This window comes from Marinobacter sp. JSM 1782161, assembly GCF_011421605.1.
GTDB lineage: Bacteria > Pseudomonadota > Gammaproteobacteria > Pseudomonadales > Oleiphilaceae > Marinobacter_A > Marinobacter_A bohaiensis.
Genome location: NZ_WSSA01000002.1, coordinates 2,297,935 through 2,314,489 on the forward strand (window position 1 = coordinate 2,297,935; position 16,555 = coordinate 2,314,489).

Consider the following 16,555-nt stretch of genomic DNA (forward strand, 5'->3'; position numbering starts at 1 on the left):
ACTTCAGTGCTCTCACGCTGTCGGCTCAGTCGCACATAGGCCATTGATTTTCATGCCCCATCCGGAAGTCGGGAAGACCGGCCCCGGAAGACCGGCGGCAAAGCAACACTTTGGTCGTAGTCAGACGCCGGCGTCCCTGCCGGTGCCGGCCGATCAGAACAGCACGACCGCGCCTACGGCGATGGTGTCCGCGTCGATGGTTTTATCCCCGGTCGACTGGGTGGTCTGCTCGAACAGGTTGTATTCAGCCACCAGCTTGAAGTTGCTGTTGATGTCGTGGAACACGCCCACCGAGGTGTTCTCGGTCTCGAAATCCGCCACGTCCGAATCGGTCTCGCCGTAGGACAGCACCAGCTTGGTCGCGCCCAGCGTGTAGGCACCTTGCAACAGGAAGCCGTCCGCGCTCTCCTCGGCCAGCGCCGCTGGCTGGTTGGTGATCAGCACCGGCGCGTCGCCGTCGGCATTGAAGCCGGAGGCCCCCAGTGTCAGCCCGGCCACCGCCGCTTTCAGCCCGTAGCCCACCGCCTGTGACGTGACCTCATCACCGGTGCTGTCGCTTTCAGACGTCTGATAGCGCCCGTTGACCCAGGCGGTCAGATCGACGCCGCCCAACGCCATGGTGTAGGTAATCTCCGACTCGAAGCGCGGCGCTTCCTCGTAGCCGTCGGCACCGGAGGTGGTCGCCGGGTCGAGCACACCGGCGGCGATCCTGAGCCCGCCCAGGTCCGGCGAACGGTAGGTGATCTGTGCCGTGGGCGTGGGATAGGCGTAACCAGCGCGGATGTTGCCAAAGGACACACCGCCCGGCGCGCCCGGCGAACCAAAGCCCATCAGGATCTCGTCCAGGAAGATGTTGTTGCGGGAGTACAGGCCGAAGTCCTTACCGATCAGCACCTGACCAAAGTCCCCGTCCACCGTGGCGTAGAACTGCCGCACGTCGATGGCGGTGTCGGTGGGCGAATCCAGGCTGTCGTTGATGGTGGTCCAGAACGACGACCGGCCGCCCAGGGTCAGGTCGCCCATTGCCTTGCTGAAATTGAAACCGATGGTGTTGGGCAGGAAGCCCATCTTGACCCGCGACTGGCGCACGTCTGACACCTGGTCGTCGCGGTTGACGTAGAAGGCGTTGAAGTAGCCGTCCACGGAAAAGGTGGTGCCGTCCTGGTCATACAGGTCGATGGCGGCATGGGCGCCGCCCGACAGGCTGCCGGCAACCGCCAGCGCTAACAGTCTCTTATTGTTCATACGAGCCCCCGATCTTTTGTTGTCAGGGGCGCTGGCGGGTGAGAAACCGGCGCCCCCTGCGGATCGGGAGAAGCACCGAATGGATTGCGTCAGTCGCTCCTCCCCGGCACGAACCGGCGTGCCGAGGGGGTATCGTCAGCCAGGGAGGACAACGGCTGAATGCGCCATGAGCGCTGATTTGAGCGTATTTTGGAAGGATCGCCCCGGCTCGCCACTTTGGCAGTAAGCCCCCGGGGTCGAAGGACCTATTGCCAGTCCTGCAGGGCCTGGACGCAATCGTCCAGGAACGGACGGGGATCAGGCAGCACCGCCTCGTCGGCCACCACACCGAACTGCACCTGGCCGGCGTAGCTGACGACGCTCACCCCCAGCCCAATATCGCCGGACTGGGGCACCCAGAACATCTGCTCACGCACCCGGCAGCCGGCCAGGTAACGAGGTTCGGCGCTGCCGGGCACGTTGGACACCACGGCGCTGGCCTTGCGGCAGAACAGGTCGGCGACCGATTCCTGCCAGTGTTTGGGCAACAGCCCCGCCGAACACATCAGGCCCCAGGAGATGCCCGGCTGCCAGGAGCGCTTGAGGCGGCGGGTTTCGTGCTTGATCCGGTACAGCCGCTCCAGCGCGCTGTCGGCGTCCACCGGCAACGGCACGAAAACGGTTCCGAACAGATTCCCCAACTCGCCGGGCTCCGGCTGCACCGCGTCCGGCAGCAGGCCGCGAATGTCCACCGGCACCGCCGCATGCAGCATCACCTCGTCCAGGTCGAGGGCGTCGTGTTCCAGCTGTTGCCTTAGCGCGCGGGCAACACAGGCCAGCAGGACGTCGTTGATCTTGCAGTTGGTCTGCCCCGCAATCGTGCGAAAAGCCGCCAGAGGCACCGGCGCGGACCAGCAGCACTGGCGCCGCCCCAACAGACCGGGCTTGAGTCGGGTGTCGGTATCTTCGGCCTCCAGAATGTACTGGCTCAGTTCGTTGACCAGCTTCAGGCCGTTCCAGGCCACGCGCTCCAGCTGCTGGCGTCGGGCTCCGCTTCCTGCCTCAGCGTCACCGTCCAGACCATCCACCGACCCCGACTCGGCCAGCGTCACCTGGTTCTGCAGCCACTCCCAGCCGGCGCCGAACCAGCGCGCCGACGAGGTCACCCGGCCGGCGCTGTCGGGCAGGCTGGGCAAGGCGTCGGGAACGGAGGTGGTCAGGGCTTCGAACAGATCGATCAGGGACAGGCCGTCGGCGTAGCAGTGATGCAGCCGCAGCAGCAGCGCCGCACCGCCCTGGGCACGGGGCAGAAGCCAGAAGCACCAGCGCGGGCGGTAATCCGGTAACGGCTGATTGAGGCGGGCGGACACCCAGTCGCGCAACTGGGCCTCATCCAGCACCTCGGGCTCCACAAGCAGGTGGTGGCGCAGGCGGAACAGCTCGTCCTCTTCCCAGGTCCAGAAGCCGCCTTTGCGAACGGGCATGCAGCGAAAACGGGCCACGCGCAGCCAGTGGTTCTCCAGGAAATGCTTGAAGACGGGGGCGGTCAGGCCATCAACCCGCAGCAGGACGGTGATGGTCATGGGGTTATCGGGAGCATCCATGGAAAGCCAGGCGGCATCAACCGGAGACAGTAAACTGGATTCCGCGTGGCTCAATGTCCAACTTCCCTTATCAGTCAACGCCCCGGGTCCAACAGGCAGGGCCTCCAACGGCGAGGTGGCATTCCCATGACAAAGGCCGCATTGTGCCAGACATGCACAACCCACTCCACTGACCCGCAGGAGCGCCTCGGGCGTCGTCCGGGCCGCAGCGCTCGGCCCATGCTGTCCGTTCCCTTTACAGCCTGGAGCGCAGACCGTACAAAATTTTACCCACGGGTACGCCCGTCTCATTATGCTGGGAGACAGTCGACCATGCGCTGGCGTTATCATTACGGGCCAACGCAGAACGTCGACTTTAGTCGTAATACATGACTAACACGCTGATTCTTCATGCTATAACGACGTATGACTGAAATGGCGCAGCGAAGGGGGTAATCCGCGCCAATACACATCACGAATAATAGACGTAGAAACATTCGGGATACGTCACGGAACGATAATAAAGCGGTGGCCTGGCAGCGATTATGCAGGGCACATCGCATCACCCGAATGGGGAGGCCAACCATGAAAGCCAGTCACGTCCGCAAGCTGATCAAACCGATCGACAGCGCCTATTCGGAGATGTTTTCCGGACGGGTCTACCGGGTCGGCAAGGGCGCCGTTTCGGTGCGCAACCACAGCGGTGAGGCCGAACAGACGGTGATCGGCGTGCACGGCTTCCTCGAGAACCACTGTTATTTTACCCAGGCGTACGAGGCCCCCACCACCGAACTGATCCTGCTGACCTGCAGCAACTATCACATACCGGTCAGCGGCGTGACGCCGGAAACCCCGATCTGGGAAGTGCCGATCAAGTACCTGGAAGGTACCATCGAATACGACGCCTGCATCCTCAACCAGGCGCTGGCCAACCTGCCCTCATCCGACCGCATTCGCGTACACGGCCACTCCCGCGGCGGCGCCGTCGTGCTGGAAGCCGTGCGCCAATGGCCGGAACTCTATGAAAATGTGGAAGTGGTGCTGGAAGCCCCCGTCCTGCCCCAGGGCAAGCTGCACGCGCTGGTGACCACCCTGCTGGAGCCGGTCAGCCACGGCATGTGGCCCTGGATCATCCGCTTGATCAACACCGCGCCGTCATCGGCCTACGGCCAGACCTTCTTCGGCAAGATGAACCCGCGCAAGAAGCAGTTGCTCAGCCACCTGTTCTCCGCCACCCGCGATCACCTGACCATCGTGCGCAACATCGAGAACATCATGGCGTGGATGGAGAAGACGCCGACCGACATCTACCAGCAGGTGCGCCACGGCACCTTCCTGATCCCGCAGGTGGACCGCATCCTCGACCGCGGCGCCATGCTGCGCAGCGCCCAGCAGAGTCCAACCACCATGCGCATCGTCGAGACGGAGTCGCCCAGCCACTTCATTACGCTCGACAGCAAGGAGTGGATACCGTCGCTGGAGAGCCTGCCCCAGGCGTCCTCGGGAACCGCCTGAGACGACGCCGGCGAATCAGGCCTGGGCGATCAGCTTGTCCAGCTGGCCGTTGATTTCCTGTTCGAAGCGGGACTTGAACGGCCGCAGCATCATGCCCAGTTCCAGGTGCACCTGCAGTTCGTCCGGCGTCACGTTGAGATGCCCCTTCACCCCACTGCGTTTGAATTGCAGGGTATCGCCCTCCCAGCTGTAGTTCACATCGAACTGCTGAGACAGCTCCTGCGCCAGCTTTTCGGCGGCCTCGCGCGCATGATCGTGGTCAAGAGAGTGGCGACGGTTGATATCGATGCTGGACATGCCTACCCCGGAGTCTGGTGATGGATAATACGCCGGCCATGCCTCACGCACGGACCGGATTCCACTGGGCAGTTTAAGGCTTTCCCCGTCTCGCGCAAGCAAGCCGGATCTGCCCGTTGTGCCCAATATCGGCCCGCGTCGCTTGTAGCGAGCGAACGGACGGTTAGAATACAGGATTGGTCCGCCCACACCGGCCTGAACCGCCGCTCCGGACCGCCCTCATTTCGGCACGGGAACACCGCTCATGACTGATCCGCAGACCACACAATCCGCCCCTGAACCGACCCGCAGCGGCGACGAGACCACCGACTTCGGCTACCGCCAGGTCCGGCGGAACGAGAAGGCCGGCCAGGTGGCCGAGGTCTTTCACTCAGTGGCCGGCAAGTACGATCTGATGAACGACCTGATGTCGATGGGCATCCACCGCCTGTGGAAACGCTTCACCATCGAACTGAGCGGCGTGCGCGCCGGCCACCAGGTGCTCGACATCGCCGGCGGCACCGGCGACCTGACCATGAAGTTTGCCGACCTGGTGGGGCCGTCGGGCAAGGTGGTGCTGGCGGACATCAACGCCTCCATGCTGCAGGTGGGCCGCGACCGCCTGACCGACCGCGGTTACGTCGGCAACATCGAATGCGTGCAGGCGGACGCCGAGCACCTGCCGTTTCCGGACAACACCTTCAACGCCGTCAGCATCGCCTTCGGCCTGCGTAACGTGACCGACAAGGACCAGGCCCTGCGCGACATGTGCCGGGTGCTGAAACCGGGCGGCAAGCTGATGGTGCTGGAGTTCTCCAAGCCGTCCAACCCGTTGCTGAGCAAGGCGTACGACATGTACTCCTTCAACGCCCTGCCGCTGATGGGCCAGCTGATCGCCGGCGACAGCAGCAGCTACCAGTACCTGGCCGAGTCGATCCGCATGCACCCGGACCAGGAGACCCTCAAGGGCATGATGGATAACGCCGGGTTCGTCCAGACCCGCTACCACAACATGACCGGAGGCATCGTCGCCCTCCACGTGGGAGTCAAACCCTGATGTTTCCCGGCCCGACCCTGCAGGCGGCGATGACCCGGGTCGTGGAGGCGGCCCTGGAGCAAGCGCTGGCGCTGGATCCCGCGGGCCGTCAGGGATTGCTCGGCGCCCTGGACGCCCCCGTGCTGTTTCGTTTCGAGGGCATTGGCCTGCACCTGTCGCTGCGCGCTGTGGCCGGCCGGGTACAGGTCGGCAGCACTGCCCCGGAAGACGCCGCCATGATTGTCAGCGGTCCGCCACTGGCCTTCGCCGCCCTGGCCCAGGGGGACCCGGCGGTATTCAGTGAGCAGCGCCTGCGGGTGGACGGCGACATGGGCCGGGCCCACGCCCTGCAACGTGCCCTGGACCGGCTCGATCCCGACTGGGAAGCCGCCCTGGCCCGCTACACCGGCGACGTGCCCGCGCACTTTATCGGTCGTCGCGTGCGCGGCGCCCTGCACTGGCAGAAGCAGGCCTTCGCCTCGCTCAACGCCAACCTGGACGAATACATCCACGAAGAAAGCCGCACCCTGCCCGGTCGCAACGAGTTGTCCGCCACCTTCGACGACATCGACCGCACCCGCCTGCAGGTGGACCGGCTCGCCGCCCGGATCGAGCGCCTGCAAGCGCAGCTCGATGCCGATACAACCTCGCCGTCGGAGCCCTCGTGACCCGTCTTCAACGCTTCTTCCGTATTGCCTGGGTTTTCAGCAAGTACCGTCTCGATGAGTTCCTGCCGGTGGCCGAGCTGCCCGCACCGCTGCGCCTGCTGCTGATACTGGCGCCCTGGCACTGGTTCCCGGTCGGCAACCGGCCGCGCGGCGAGCGCCTGCGCCTGGCGCTGGAGGAACTGGGCCCCATTTTCGTCAAGTTCGGCCAGATCCTGTCCACCCGGCGCGACCTGTTGCCGGATGACATGGCCCTGGCGCTGCAGCAGCTGCAGGACCGGGTGCCACCCTTCCCCGGCCGCGAGGCCCAGGCCATCGTCGAGCAGTCCCTGGGGCAGTCGGTGAGCCAGCTGTTCCAGACGTTCGACAGCAACCCCATGGCCTCGGCTTCGGTCGCCCAGGTGCATGCCGCCACCCTGCACAGTGGCCAGTCGGTGGTGGTCAAGGTGATCCGGCCCGGCATCGAGCGGGTGATCCACCAGGACATTGCCCTGATGCGCATGCTGGCCCGACTGATCGAACGGGCCTGGGCCGACGGCCGGCGCCTGCGCCCGGTGGAAGTGGTGGCCGACTACGAGCAGACCATCTACGACGAGCTGGACATGCAGCGCGAGGCGGCCAACGCCAGCCAGCTGCGCCGCAACTTCGACGGCTCGACCCTGATCTACATCCCGGAAGTGTTCTGGGACTACACCACCGCCAAGGTGCTGGTGCTGGAACGGGTGGGCGGCATCCCGGTGGCCGACACCGAGGCGCTCAACAACGCCGGCGTCAACATGAAAGTGCTGGCCGAGAAAGGCGTGGAAATCTTCTTCACCCAGGTGTTCCGGGACAGCTTCTTCCACGCCGACATGCACCCGGGCAACATCTTCGTCGACGCCAGTAATCCGCAGGACCCGCGTTACATCGCCATCGACTTCGGCATCGTCGGCACGCTGGCGCCGGAGGACCAGAGCTACCTGGCGCGCAACCTGCTGGCCTTCTTCCGCCGCAACTACCGCCAGGTGGCGGAACTGCACATCCAGTCGGGCTGGGTGCCGGCCCACACCCGGGTCAACGAGTTCGAGGCGGCCATCCGCACGGTGTGCGAGCCCATTTTCGAGCGGCCGCTAAAGGAGATCTCCTTCGGCCACTTCCTGCTGCGCCTGTTCCAGACCGCCCGGCGCTTCGAGATGGAAGTCCAGCCGCAGCTGGTGCTGCTGCAGAAGACCCTGCTCAACGTCGAGGGCCTGGGGCGCCAGCTCTATCCTGACCTGGATCTGTGGAGCACCGCGCAGCCGTTCCTGGAGTCCTGGATGCGCCAGCGCATCGGCCCACCGGGCATGATCAAGAGCCTGCGCGAACACCTGCCGTCCTGGCTGGAGCAGTCGCCGGAAATGCCGCAACTGGTGCACGATGCGCTGCTGCGGGTGCGCGACCTGGATCGCACGGCCTCCACCGATCACGCTACACTGAAGGCCCTGCAGGACGCCGAGCGCGCGCGCCGGCGCAGTTTTCGCCGTACCGTGCTGGCGCTGGCCTGTCTGGGCGGTGCCTGGCTGACCACCCAGCCGCTGGGCTGGACCTCGCTGGAATCGATACCGACCCAGGGCTGGATCCTGATTGCCGCCGCCGGCTGGCTGCTCGTCGGCCGGCGCTGACCGCGCCCCAACTGACTTAACCGGACTGGAACCCCATGCAAGACACCGCTTCTAACCCATTGCCCGAGGACTGGCTCGATGCCATCAAGTGGGACGACCAGGGCCTGGTGCCCGCCATCGCCCAGGACGCCGCCAGCGGCGATATCCTGATGATGGCCTGGATGAACCGTGAAGCCCTGGCCCTGACCGCCCGCGAGCAACGCGCCATCTACTGGTCCCGCTCACGCGGCAAACTCTGGCGCAAGGGCGAGTCCTCCGGCCACGTGCAGCAGGTCTCGGAAATCCGTCTCGACTGCGACGCCGACGTGATCGTGCTCAAGGTCGACCAGTTGGGCGGTATCGCCTGCCACACCGGCCGGCGCAGCTGCTTCTACCGGCGCCTGGAAGACGGCCAGTGGGTCAGCGTGGAGCCGGTCCTGAAAGATCCCGATGCCATTTACGGCGACAGCGGAGGCACTTCCTCATGAGCAATACCTCCAACGATGTACTGGGCGAGCTGGCCCGGGTCCTCGAAGCACGCAAGTCCGCCAGCCCGGACAGCTCCTACGTGGCCAGCCTGCACCACAAGGGCCTGAACAAGATCCTGGAAAAAGTGGGCGAGGAGTGCACCGAAATGCTGCTCGCCGCCAAGGATGCCCAACAATCGGGCGAGACCGACGAGCTGATCTACGAGACCGCCGACCTCTGGTTCCACTCGCTGGTGGCCCTGTCCCACCTGGGTCTGGGCCCGAAGGCGGTGCTCGATGAGCTGGCTCGACGCTTCGACCTTTCCGGGCTGGACGAGAAAGCGGCACGAAACTCGCAATAAAACCGCAACATAGAGGCATTAGTGTCTCAGCAGCCTGATACGCTTACCGCCATGCACAGCGCGGGTTGACCACCGGGGCATCCGACCACGCCCCGGACACTTCCCAAACCCGCACGCAGGTAGCGTACAATCGGATTAACAGTAACGAGACACGAGGGCTCGGAAATGGGTATCAGCATCTGGCAACTACTAATCGTTCTGGGCATTGTCGTCCTGCTCTTCGGAACCAAGAAACTGCGTAACATCGGGACCGACCTGGGTGGCGCTGTCCGTGGCTTCAAGAAGTCCATGGCCGACGAGGATCAGAAAGACACGCTCGATCACGACAAACAGAGCAACGTCTACGAATCCACCAGCACCTCTGAAACGTCCGACAAGAAAACCCAGGGCTGAGCCGAACCGACATGTTCGATATCGGCTTTCTTGAGCTGCTGATCTGCGGCGTCATCGCCCTGCTGATCCTGGGGCCCGAGCGCCTGCCCGGCGCGGCCCGGACGGCGGGGCAGTGGGTCGGCCGCACGCGTCGCCTGGTGCGCCAGTTCACCAGCGAGCTGGACCGCCAGGTGAAAGCCGACGAGCTGCGCGAAAAGCTGCGCAAGGAAGGCGGCATCGACCTGGATGGCGTGGAAAAGAACGTGCGCGATGGCATCGCCAAGGCCCGCGACTACGAGCACCTGATCCTGTCCGACGAGGAAAAGCGCAAGCTCGAGTCCGCCCCCCGTTCGCGGGAAGAGGCGCTGCAACAGAGCCAGACTGCGACGGCCGAAGTTCCCCCTGACCAAGCATCGGACAACCGCGATCCCCACGCCGACACCCCACAGGCCGCACCGGACAACCGTACATGACGTCCCGCCCATCAGGAGATGCCGTGTCCTCCGCTGAACAGGACAAACTCGATACGCCGTCACCCGCCAACGACGGCTCCGGTGGAGACGACGATCAGGCGGAAATGTCGCTGATCGACCATCTGCTGGAGCTGCGCAATCGCCTGCTCAAGGTGGTCCTGGCGGTTCTGGTCTGTTTCGCGGCGATCTACCCCTTCGCCAACGAGCTCTACCTGTGGCTGTCCCAGCCGCTGCGCGACCTGCTGCCGGAAGGCCAGGTGATGATTGCCACCGACGTCACCTCACCCTTCTTCGCACCGCTCAAACTGGCGCTGGTGGTGGCGGTGTTCGCGGCCATTCCCTACATCCTCTACCAGGTCTGGAGCTTCATCGCGCCGGGCCTGTACCGCCATGAGAAGCGGCTGGCGTTTCCGCTGCTGTTCTCGTCGGTACTCCTGTTCTACCTGGGCGCGGTGTTCGCCTATTTCGTGGTGTTTCCGCTGGTGTTCGGCTTCTTCACCAGCATCGGTCCGGAAGGCATTTCCGAGATGCCGGACATCAGCAGCTACCTCACGTTCGTGCTGAAGATGTTCTTCGCCTTCGGCGTGGCGTTCGAGATCCCCATTGCCGTGATCCTGATGATCCTGGCCGGCATCACCACGCCCGAGGATCTGGCCGCCAAACGCCCCTACGTGGTCGTCGGTTGCTTCATCATTGGCATGCTGCTGACCCCGCCGGACATCATCTCCCAGACCCTGCTGGCCCTGCCCATGTGGATTCTTTTCGAGCTGGGCATCCTGTTTGGCCGGCTGGCCCGTCGCCCGGAGACGGCTGACGACGCATCATGAACCTGGGGCTCCTGTTTGACGACGACTTCGTCGCCGAAGACCGCGTGGTGCTGCGCGACCGCCGGCGCAATCATCTGGCCGGCGTGCTCAACGCCGAAGTCGGCGACCGCATCCCCTTGGGGCGCGTGGATGGCCTGATGGGCCACGGCGAACTCATCCACCTGGATGATCGCGAAGCCCACCTCACGGTACACCTGGATACGCCACCGCCGGAGCCCCTGCCGCTGAGCCTGGTACTGGCCATGCCGCGACCCAAGATGCTGCGCCGGGTGCTGCAGACCTGCGCCAGTCTGGGCGTCAAGGACATCTGGCTGATCAACGCCTACAAGGTGGAAAAGAGCTTCTGGCAGACCCCCTGGCTGCAGGCGGAACACCTGCGGGAGAACCTGACGCTGGGCCTGGAGCAGGCCCGCGATACGCGCCTGCCTGAAGTCCACATCCGCCAGCGCTTCAAACCGTTCGTGGAAGACGAGTTGCCGGGACTGATGGCCCGGCGTCCGGGACTGATCGCGCACCCCGGCACCGACACGCCCTGCCCCACGCATCTGTCAGAACCCGCCACCCTGTGCATCGGCCCCGAGGGCGGTTTCATTCCCTACGAAGTGGACAAAATCATCGAGGCGGGTGCCGAAGCGGTTCATCTGGGATCCCGCATCCTGCGCGTGGAAACCGCGGTGCCGGTGTTGGTGAGCCGGCTTTATGATGGGTGTTTGTATTAGGGCGAATTGAGGCGGCGATGAGGTTCGAGCGGGCACTTCCTGCCATGAGAGGGCATTGTCGGAATACGCGGCTTTCGCAGTCTTACGGTCTTCGAGACGTCAAAGTCGGGCACCTTACGGCGCCTCCGAAGCTAAAGCGTCGGCTGCATTTTCCAGACAACTCGAGCATGTAGCCGACGCTTCAGCTTCGGAGCAGCCCATCGGGCTGCGGGCTGCCTGTTTGCAGCGATCGACTTGAAGCCAGCCGCCACCAACCGAAGCGACAGACAACGCCTTTATTCCAACCCCATCGCCTGGGCCGCCAACCGGTTCTTGAGCGGCCCGGCCTCATCCAGCCAGCGCATACCGGCGTTGCGCACCCAGCGCAGCGGCAACTCATCCCTCGCGAACAGCTGCTTGAAGCCTTCCATTGCCGCCATCATCGCCAGGTTCTCGCCCTTGCGGCGGCGCTGGTAGCGCGACAGCATCATGGGTTCATCGGCGGGCAACCCCGCATCGCGGGCCCGTCCCAGTTCGTCCAGCAAGGCGCGCACGTCGCCGTAGCCCAGGTTCACACCCTGGCCCGCCAGCGGGTGGATGGTGTGGGCCGCATCACCAATCAGTACCAGACCCGGGCGCACATAGTCCTTGGCGTGACGCTGGCGCAGCGGAAAAGCATGGCGTCTGGAGACCTGTTCCACCGCACCGAGACGCCGTTCGATGGCGGCCTCCAGCTCGGCGGCAAAGGCGGCGTCGTCGAGCGCCATCAGGCGGCGGGCCTCGGCGGTATCCTGGGACCAGACGATGGAGCTGTAACAGCGGTCCCCCGCCTCGTTTGCCAGCGGCAGGAACGCCAGCGGGCCGGTCGGCGTGAAACGCTGCCAGGCGGTGTGATCGTGACTCTGGGTGGTTCTGACGGTGCAGACGATGCCCTGCTGGTCGTAGTCCCACTCACGGGTGGGCAGGCCGGTCCACTGGCGCAGACGGGAATTGGGACCGTCCGCCGCAACCACCAGCGCCGCCTGCAGGTGGCGGCCGTCGTCCAGGCGGATGCCGCGTTCGTGACCTTGCTCCCACCAGCCGCTAACGGTCACGCCATCGATCAGCTCGATGTCGCTGTCCATCACCGCGGCCATCAGGGCCTGTACCAGGATACGGTTCTCGACAATGGCGCCCAGCGCCAATACGCCCAGCTCAGCCGCCTCAAAGCGGATTCGGCCGGTGCCATCGCCGTCCCAGACGTCCATATGCGCATACGGGCAATGGCGCCGGGCGGTTACCGCCGGCCAGACACCCAGCTCGCTGAGCAGGCGCTGGCTGGCCAGCGCCAGGGCACTGACCCGGGGTTCGAAAGCGTCCACGCCGTCGGCCGGAGCCAACGCCTCCGACCAGACCGAACGGGGCTGGCTTTCCACCAGCGCGACCTGCCATCCCTGCCGGGCCAATCCCAGGGCAGTCGCTGCGCCGGTCATGCCGCCGCCGACCACCAGGATGTCGAAGTGCTGTCTAGCGCTCATCGCCAATCCCTCTCGTAAAGCGCCCCAGCCCCATGGCACGACGGGCGAACCAGCGGCGCGCGCCCGGGACCAGGTCGAGCCCCACCAGACCGGCGTCGCGGGCCGCGGCCAGGGTCCGCGAACGGGCCCCGAACACCTGGATCAGGCTGTCGGAAAAGCGGACGGTTTCCTGCCAGTCGCGGCGGTGCTCGTCCTGATACGCCTGCAGCACGCCCAGGTGCCCGAGCGGCGTGCCGGCCGTGTCGGCCTTCTCAAACTGTTCCACCAGCCCCATCAACCCGCGCAGCGCCAGGTTGAATCCCTGACCGGCGACCGGATGCAGGGTGTGGGCGGCATTGCCCACCAGCACCATGCCCGGGCGTACCGCTTCCGGCACGGTGGTCAGCTTCAGCGGGTAATGACTGCACTCGCCGATGCGGGTGAAGCGCCCCTGGCGCCAGCCAAAACGGGCCTGCAGCAGGGCCAGGCGGTCGGCGTCGGAGCCGGCCAGCACCTGCTCCAGGTCGTGGTCGTTCAGGGTCCAGACCAGCGCCGAGTCGCAGGCGGCCGCGCCCGGACGCCCCCGAGGCAGGAGCGCCATGGGACCGGCGTCGGTGAACCGCTCGTACGCGGTGCCGGCGTGGGGCTGACGGGTGGAGACGTTGGCAATCAGGGCGTGCTGGCCGTAGTCGCGGGTATCGGCGCGGAAGCCAAGACGCTCGCGCAAGCCGGAACGGCCACCGTCGGCGACCACCACGCATTGGGCGGTCATGGTCGCGCTGTTCCCGTTCGTGTCCAGTGTCGCGCTGACGCCGGACGGCCGCGGTGTCACGTCCATCACCCTGGCCGGTGCCCGCCAGTGAACCTGCGGCCGCTCGGCCAGCGCCTGCATCAGCGCCAGCCCCATCAGCCGGTTATCCACCACGTAGCCCAGGGCGTCCTGGCCGTGCTCTTCCGCCGCCAGGCGGGTGGCGCCGAAGCGACCGCGATCCGAGACGTGGATATGGCGGATGGGCATGGCCCTGCCGGCCAGTTGCGGCCACAGGTCGAGGTCGTCGTAGATCAGCCGCGAGCCCCAGGCCAGTGCCGTGGAGCGGGCATCGTAACTGGGCTGGTAGGCGTCCGGCGTGGCATCAGTGGCCAGCGGATAGGCCTCCACCACCGTGACGCGCCGATGCGGCAATCGCCGGGACAGGGCCAGCGCCAGGGTAGCGCCCGCCAGGCCGCCGCCGGCGATCAGCACATCGGTATCGAACGGGGACGCGGCCGGTTCGCTCACGGGCGTATCTCCTTATTCGGCCATCAGCGCTTCAATCTCGTCGATGCGCTTGGGCACGGCGTCGGTCAGCACGCGGCAGCCCTCTTTGGTGACCACCACGTCGTCCTCGATGCGGATGCCAATCCCGCGCCACTGTTCGTCCACCTCGGTGTTATCCGGAGCAATGTAGAGGCCGGGTTCGACGGTCAGGGCCATGCCCGGCTCCAGCACGCGCCAGGCGTCGCCGATGCGGTAATCGCCCACGTCGTGGACATCCAGCCCCAGCCAGTGACCGGTGCGGTGCATGAAGAACGGCCGGAAGGCTTCCTGCTCCAGGGCTTCCTCCAGGTTCAGCCCCTTGAGGATGCCCAGGTCGATCAGGCCCTGGGTCAGCACTTTCAGCGCCGCCTCGTGCGGATGGTTCCAGTGGTTGCCCGGCTTCACCGCATCGATGGCCGCGTACTGGGCCGCCAGCACCACTTCGTAGACCGCCCGCTGGGGATCGCTGAAGCGGCCGCTGACCGGGAAGGTCCGGGTAATGTCCGAGGCGTAGCACTCCAGCTCGCAGCCCGCGTCGATCAGGACCAGATCGCCGTCCCTGAGCGGCGCGCTGTTCTCGATGTAGTGCAGGATGCAGCCGTTGGCGCCGCTGCCGACGATGGACGGATAGGCGGTGGAGCGCGCGCCGTGCTCCATGAAGGTATGGTTCAGGGTCGCTTCGAGGTTGTACTCGTAGCCACCCTGCCGGGCGCGCTTCATCGCATTACAGTGGGCCTCGGCGCTGATCTCGCCGGCTTTCGCCATGACCTTGATCTCGGCCGGGCTCTTGAACAGGCGCATGTCGTGCAGGGTATGTTCCAGGGCCACCAGTTCGCCCGGCGGATTGGCGCCGGTGCGCACCTTGCTGCGGATGGTCTTGACCCAGTCCATCACCTGACTGTCGAAGGTCTTGTCCTTGCCCAGTGGGTAATAGACGCGGCTGCGGCCTTCGATCATGCCCGGCAGGATGTCGTCGATGTCGGCGATGGGGAAGGCGTCGTCGAAGCCATAGCGCTCGATGGCCCCTTCCTGCCCCACGAGGAAGCCGTCCCAGAGTTCCTTGGCGGGATCCCGCTCGCGACAGAAGAGCACCGATTCGCCGTGCTCGCGCCCCGGGATCAACACCAGCACCGCTTCCGGTTCACCGAACCCGGTGAGGTACTGGAAATCGCTGTCCTGGCGGAACGGGTGCAGCACGTCGCGGTTGCGGACCCGCTCCGGGGCCGCCGGCACGATGGCAATGCTGTTCTCCGCCATCTGCTCCATGAGCGCCTGGCGACGGGCGGCAAATTCTTTGATCGGCATCAGCATAATCGGTACTCCGGCAATCTCAGTGCAGGGTCTTGTCCGCTGGGGGTTCGGGGGCGTTGAATTCGGTAAAGACGGTCAGCACCCCGACGCGGACGTATTCCATGATCTCGTTGAACTGCTGCTCGCCTTCCTCGCTGTCTTCCTCACCGGCGGCGACCTGGCTGATGGCGACCATGTCTTCCACCAGCTCGCGGACTTCACCGGTGGCCTCGCCCAGCGCCTGGCTGGCCTCGATCGCCATACCTTCCAGGAAGCCGCGCACCCAGGACGACAGCGCCTGCAGGCGCTCTTCCAGAGCGTAGTCGTCTTCCGGCAGCAACGGCTTGAAGCTGAGGTCGGACGCTTTCAGCGCTTCGAGGGTCACCTCGTAGGCCGTATCCAGGAAGGTCGACAGCTCTTCGGAGGACTCCGCCGCTTCCGGGGCGATGCCCATCTGCTCGCTGGCGCCTTCGCGCCACTGTTTGCGATCCAGCCGTCCACCGGCGGCCAGGCGTCCACACAGGACCCCGTGCAGCTCCGACGGGTGGCTGAACGCCTTGAATTGGGTGAACAGGTTGGCCCAGGTCTCGAACTCACCGAGGGCCGGTGTCATGGTCGTTTGCTCAGTCATCAATCAACAATCGGTGGATGCATTTGAAGGCCCCTATCCTAGCACTCGGGGGCGGCAAACACATCGCCGCGCGGCTTGACGTTATCCGCGGATGCAAATACGTTATAACATAACTATTCAAAGGAGATTCCGAATGCCCTCGTCGCGCTGGCTTGCCGCCACCCTGTTCAGCCTTCCACTGTCCTTATCCACCCAGGCCGCCGAGGGACTGGGCGCCCATGTTCACGGCCAGGCCCAACTGCAACTGGCCATCGAGGGATCGTCGGTGGAGCTGCTGCTGGACTCACCGGCCTACAACCTGGTTGGCTTCGAACACGCCCCCCAAAACGACGCGGAGAAGGCCGCCCTGGCGGACACCCGCCACTGGCTCGAGCGGACGCCGCTTCTCGCCGGTGCCGACTGCCAACTGAAGACCGCCTCGGCCAGTCACACGCTGGCAGAGGCTGAAGAAGCGTATCACGACCACGCCGAAGCCCATGGCCATGAGCACGAGCACGAGCACGAGCACGAGCACGAGCACGAAGGAGAGCATGACAGCCATGGCGAGTTTGAAGTCATCCAGCGTCTGAGCTGCGACGGCTCAGTGGCGTCCGCCAGCCTGACCACCCCCCTGTTCGAGCGGTTCAACGCCCTGCAGCGCCTGGACGTGCAATGGGTGGACGATCAGGGCCAGGGCGCTCAGGTCCTGACCCGCGAGCGCCGGGCGCTGTCGATGGAGTAGCGC

The 16,555-nt window shown here is 65.3% G+C and carries 18 protein-coding genes; 11 read left to right on the forward strand and 7 right to left on the reverse strand.

The features are described from left to right. Positions 1 to 153: 153 nt before the first annotated feature. Positions 154 to 1,245 (reverse strand): porin, encoded by a 1,092-nt coding sequence (locus GQB00_RS10300; RefSeq protein ID WP_165856154.1) that lies wholly within the window; start codon positions 1,243 to 1,245, stop codon positions 154 to 156. Positions 1,246 to 1,490: 245 nt separating this feature from the next. Continuing rightward, on the reverse strand, positions 1,491 to 2,807 hold the full coding sequence (locus GQB00_RS10305; RefSeq protein ID WP_323127266.1) for a WS/DGAT domain-containing protein: 1,317 nt from the start codon (positions 2,805 to 2,807) through the stop codon (positions 1,491 to 1,493). A gap of 585 nt (positions 2,808 to 3,392) precedes the next feature. Between GQB00_RS10305 and GQB00_RS10310 the strand changes: the two genes are divergently transcribed. Beyond that, positions 3,393 to 4,322 (forward strand): alpha/beta hydrolase, encoded by a 930-nt coding sequence (locus GQB00_RS10310; RefSeq protein ID WP_111494020.1) that lies wholly within the window; start codon positions 3,393 to 3,395, stop codon positions 4,320 to 4,322. A gap of 15 nt (positions 4,323 to 4,337) precedes the next feature. Here GQB00_RS10310 and GQB00_RS10315 read toward each other — a convergent pair whose 3' ends face one another. Further along, positions 4,338 to 4,619: a polyhydroxyalkanoic acid system family protein gene (locus GQB00_RS10315; protein ID WP_165856156.1), complete on the reverse strand. Its 282-nt coding sequence runs from the start codon at positions 4,617 to 4,619 to the stop codon at positions 4,338 to 4,340. A gap of 244 nt (positions 4,620 to 4,863) precedes the next feature. On the opposite strand from GQB00_RS10315, the gene ubiE reads away from it, so the two are divergent. The 9 genes from ubiE (at position 4,864) to GQB00_RS10360 (ending at position 11,138) form a co-directional block, all read left to right on the forward strand. Further along, positions 4,864 to 5,655 (forward strand): bifunctional demethylmenaquinone methyltransferase/2-methoxy-6-polyprenyl-1,4-benzoquinol methylase UbiE, encoded by a 792-nt coding sequence (gene ubiE, locus GQB00_RS10320; RefSeq protein ID WP_165856157.1) that lies wholly within the window; start codon positions 4,864 to 4,866, stop codon positions 5,653 to 5,655. Continuing rightward, a complete protein-coding gene (locus GQB00_RS10325; protein WP_165856158.1) occupies positions 5,655 to 6,302 on the forward strand; it encodes a ubiquinone biosynthesis accessory factor UbiJ in 648 nt (215 codons plus the stop codon). The genes ubiE and GQB00_RS10325 overlap by 1 nt, the downstream gene beginning before the upstream one ends. Further along, the gene (gene ubiB / locus GQB00_RS10330) at positions 6,299 to 7,939 is read left to right on the forward strand and encodes a ubiquinone biosynthesis regulatory protein kinase UbiB (protein ID WP_165856159.1); all 1,641 of its coding nucleotides are present in this window, start codon (positions 6,299 to 6,301) and stop codon (positions 7,937 to 7,939) included. The genes GQB00_RS10325 and ubiB overlap by 4 nt, the downstream gene beginning before the upstream one ends. Positions 7,940 to 7,974: 35 nt before the next feature. Continuing rightward, positions 7,975 to 8,406: a phosphoribosyl-AMP cyclohydrolase gene (hisI, locus tag GQB00_RS10335; protein WP_165856160.1), complete on the forward strand. Its 432-nt coding sequence runs from the start codon at positions 7,975 to 7,977 to the stop codon at positions 8,404 to 8,406. Beyond that, positions 8,403 to 8,747: a phosphoribosyl-ATP diphosphatase gene (locus tag GQB00_RS10340; protein ID WP_165856161.1), complete on the forward strand. Its 345-nt coding sequence runs from the start codon at positions 8,403 to 8,405 to the stop codon at positions 8,745 to 8,747. The genes hisI and GQB00_RS10340 overlap by 4 nt, the downstream gene beginning before the upstream one ends. A 165-nt stretch (positions 8,748 to 8,912) precedes the next feature. Beyond that, positions 8,913 to 9,140 (forward strand): Sec-independent protein translocase subunit TatA, encoded by a 228-nt coding sequence (gene tatA / locus GQB00_RS10345; protein WP_111494006.1) that lies wholly within the window; start codon positions 8,913 to 8,915, stop codon positions 9,138 to 9,140. A gap of 11 nt (positions 9,141 to 9,151) precedes the next feature. Then, positions 9,152 to 9,592 carry a Sec-independent protein translocase protein TatB gene (tatB, locus tag GQB00_RS10350; protein ID WP_165856162.1) on the forward strand — a complete coding sequence of 147 codons (441 nt, stop codon included), beginning with the start codon at positions 9,152 to 9,154 and terminating at the stop codon, positions 9,590 to 9,592. A 104-nt stretch (positions 9,593 to 9,696) separates the two neighbouring features. After that, the gene (tatC, locus tag GQB00_RS10355) at positions 9,697 to 10,419 is read left to right on the forward strand and encodes a twin-arginine translocase subunit TatC (RefSeq protein WP_228160598.1); all 723 of its coding nucleotides are present in this window, start codon (positions 9,697 to 9,699) and stop codon (positions 10,417 to 10,419) included. Then, positions 10,416 to 11,138, forward strand: a complete 723-nt coding sequence (locus tag GQB00_RS10360) for a 16S rRNA (uracil(1498)-N(3))-methyltransferase (RefSeq protein ID WP_165856164.1) — start codon at positions 10,416 to 10,418, stop codon at positions 11,136 to 11,138. The genes tatC and GQB00_RS10360 overlap by 4 nt, the downstream gene beginning before the upstream one ends. 275 nt (positions 11,139 to 11,413) lie before the next feature. On the opposite strand, the gene GQB00_RS10365 is transcribed toward GQB00_RS10360, so the two are convergent. The 4 genes from GQB00_RS10365 to GQB00_RS10380 are packed head-to-tail and all read right to left on the reverse strand — an operon-like array spanning position 11,414 to position 15,831. Next, a complete protein-coding gene (locus GQB00_RS10365; protein WP_165856165.1) occupies positions 11,414 to 12,634 on the reverse strand; it encodes a UbiH/UbiF/VisC/COQ6 family ubiquinone biosynthesis hydroxylase in 1,221 nt (406 codons plus the stop codon). Beyond that, a complete protein-coding gene (gene ubiH, locus GQB00_RS10370) occupies positions 12,624 to 13,892 on the reverse strand; it encodes a 2-octaprenyl-6-methoxyphenyl hydroxylase (protein ID WP_165856166.1) in 1,269 nt (422 codons plus the stop codon). Before ubiH ends, GQB00_RS10365 begins: the two co-directional genes overlap by 11 nt. A gap of 12 nt (positions 13,893 to 13,904) precedes the next feature. Further along, a complete protein-coding gene (pepP, locus tag GQB00_RS10375) occupies positions 13,905 to 15,221 on the reverse strand; it encodes a Xaa-Pro aminopeptidase (protein ID WP_111493994.1) in 1,317 nt (438 codons plus the stop codon). A gap of 19 nt (positions 15,222 to 15,240) precedes the next feature. Further along, positions 15,241 to 15,831, reverse strand: a complete 591-nt coding sequence (locus GQB00_RS10380) for a UPF0149 family protein (protein ID WP_165856167.1) — start codon at positions 15,829 to 15,831, stop codon at positions 15,241 to 15,243. A 133-nt stretch (positions 15,832 to 15,964) separates the two neighbouring features. On the opposite strand from GQB00_RS10380, the gene GQB00_RS10385 reads away from it, so the two are divergent. Further along, a complete protein-coding gene (locus GQB00_RS10385) occupies positions 15,965 to 16,552 on the forward strand; it encodes a ZrgA family zinc uptake protein (protein ID WP_165856168.1) in 588 nt (195 codons plus the stop codon). The last annotated feature ends 3 nt before the right edge of the window (positions 16,553 to 16,555 follow it).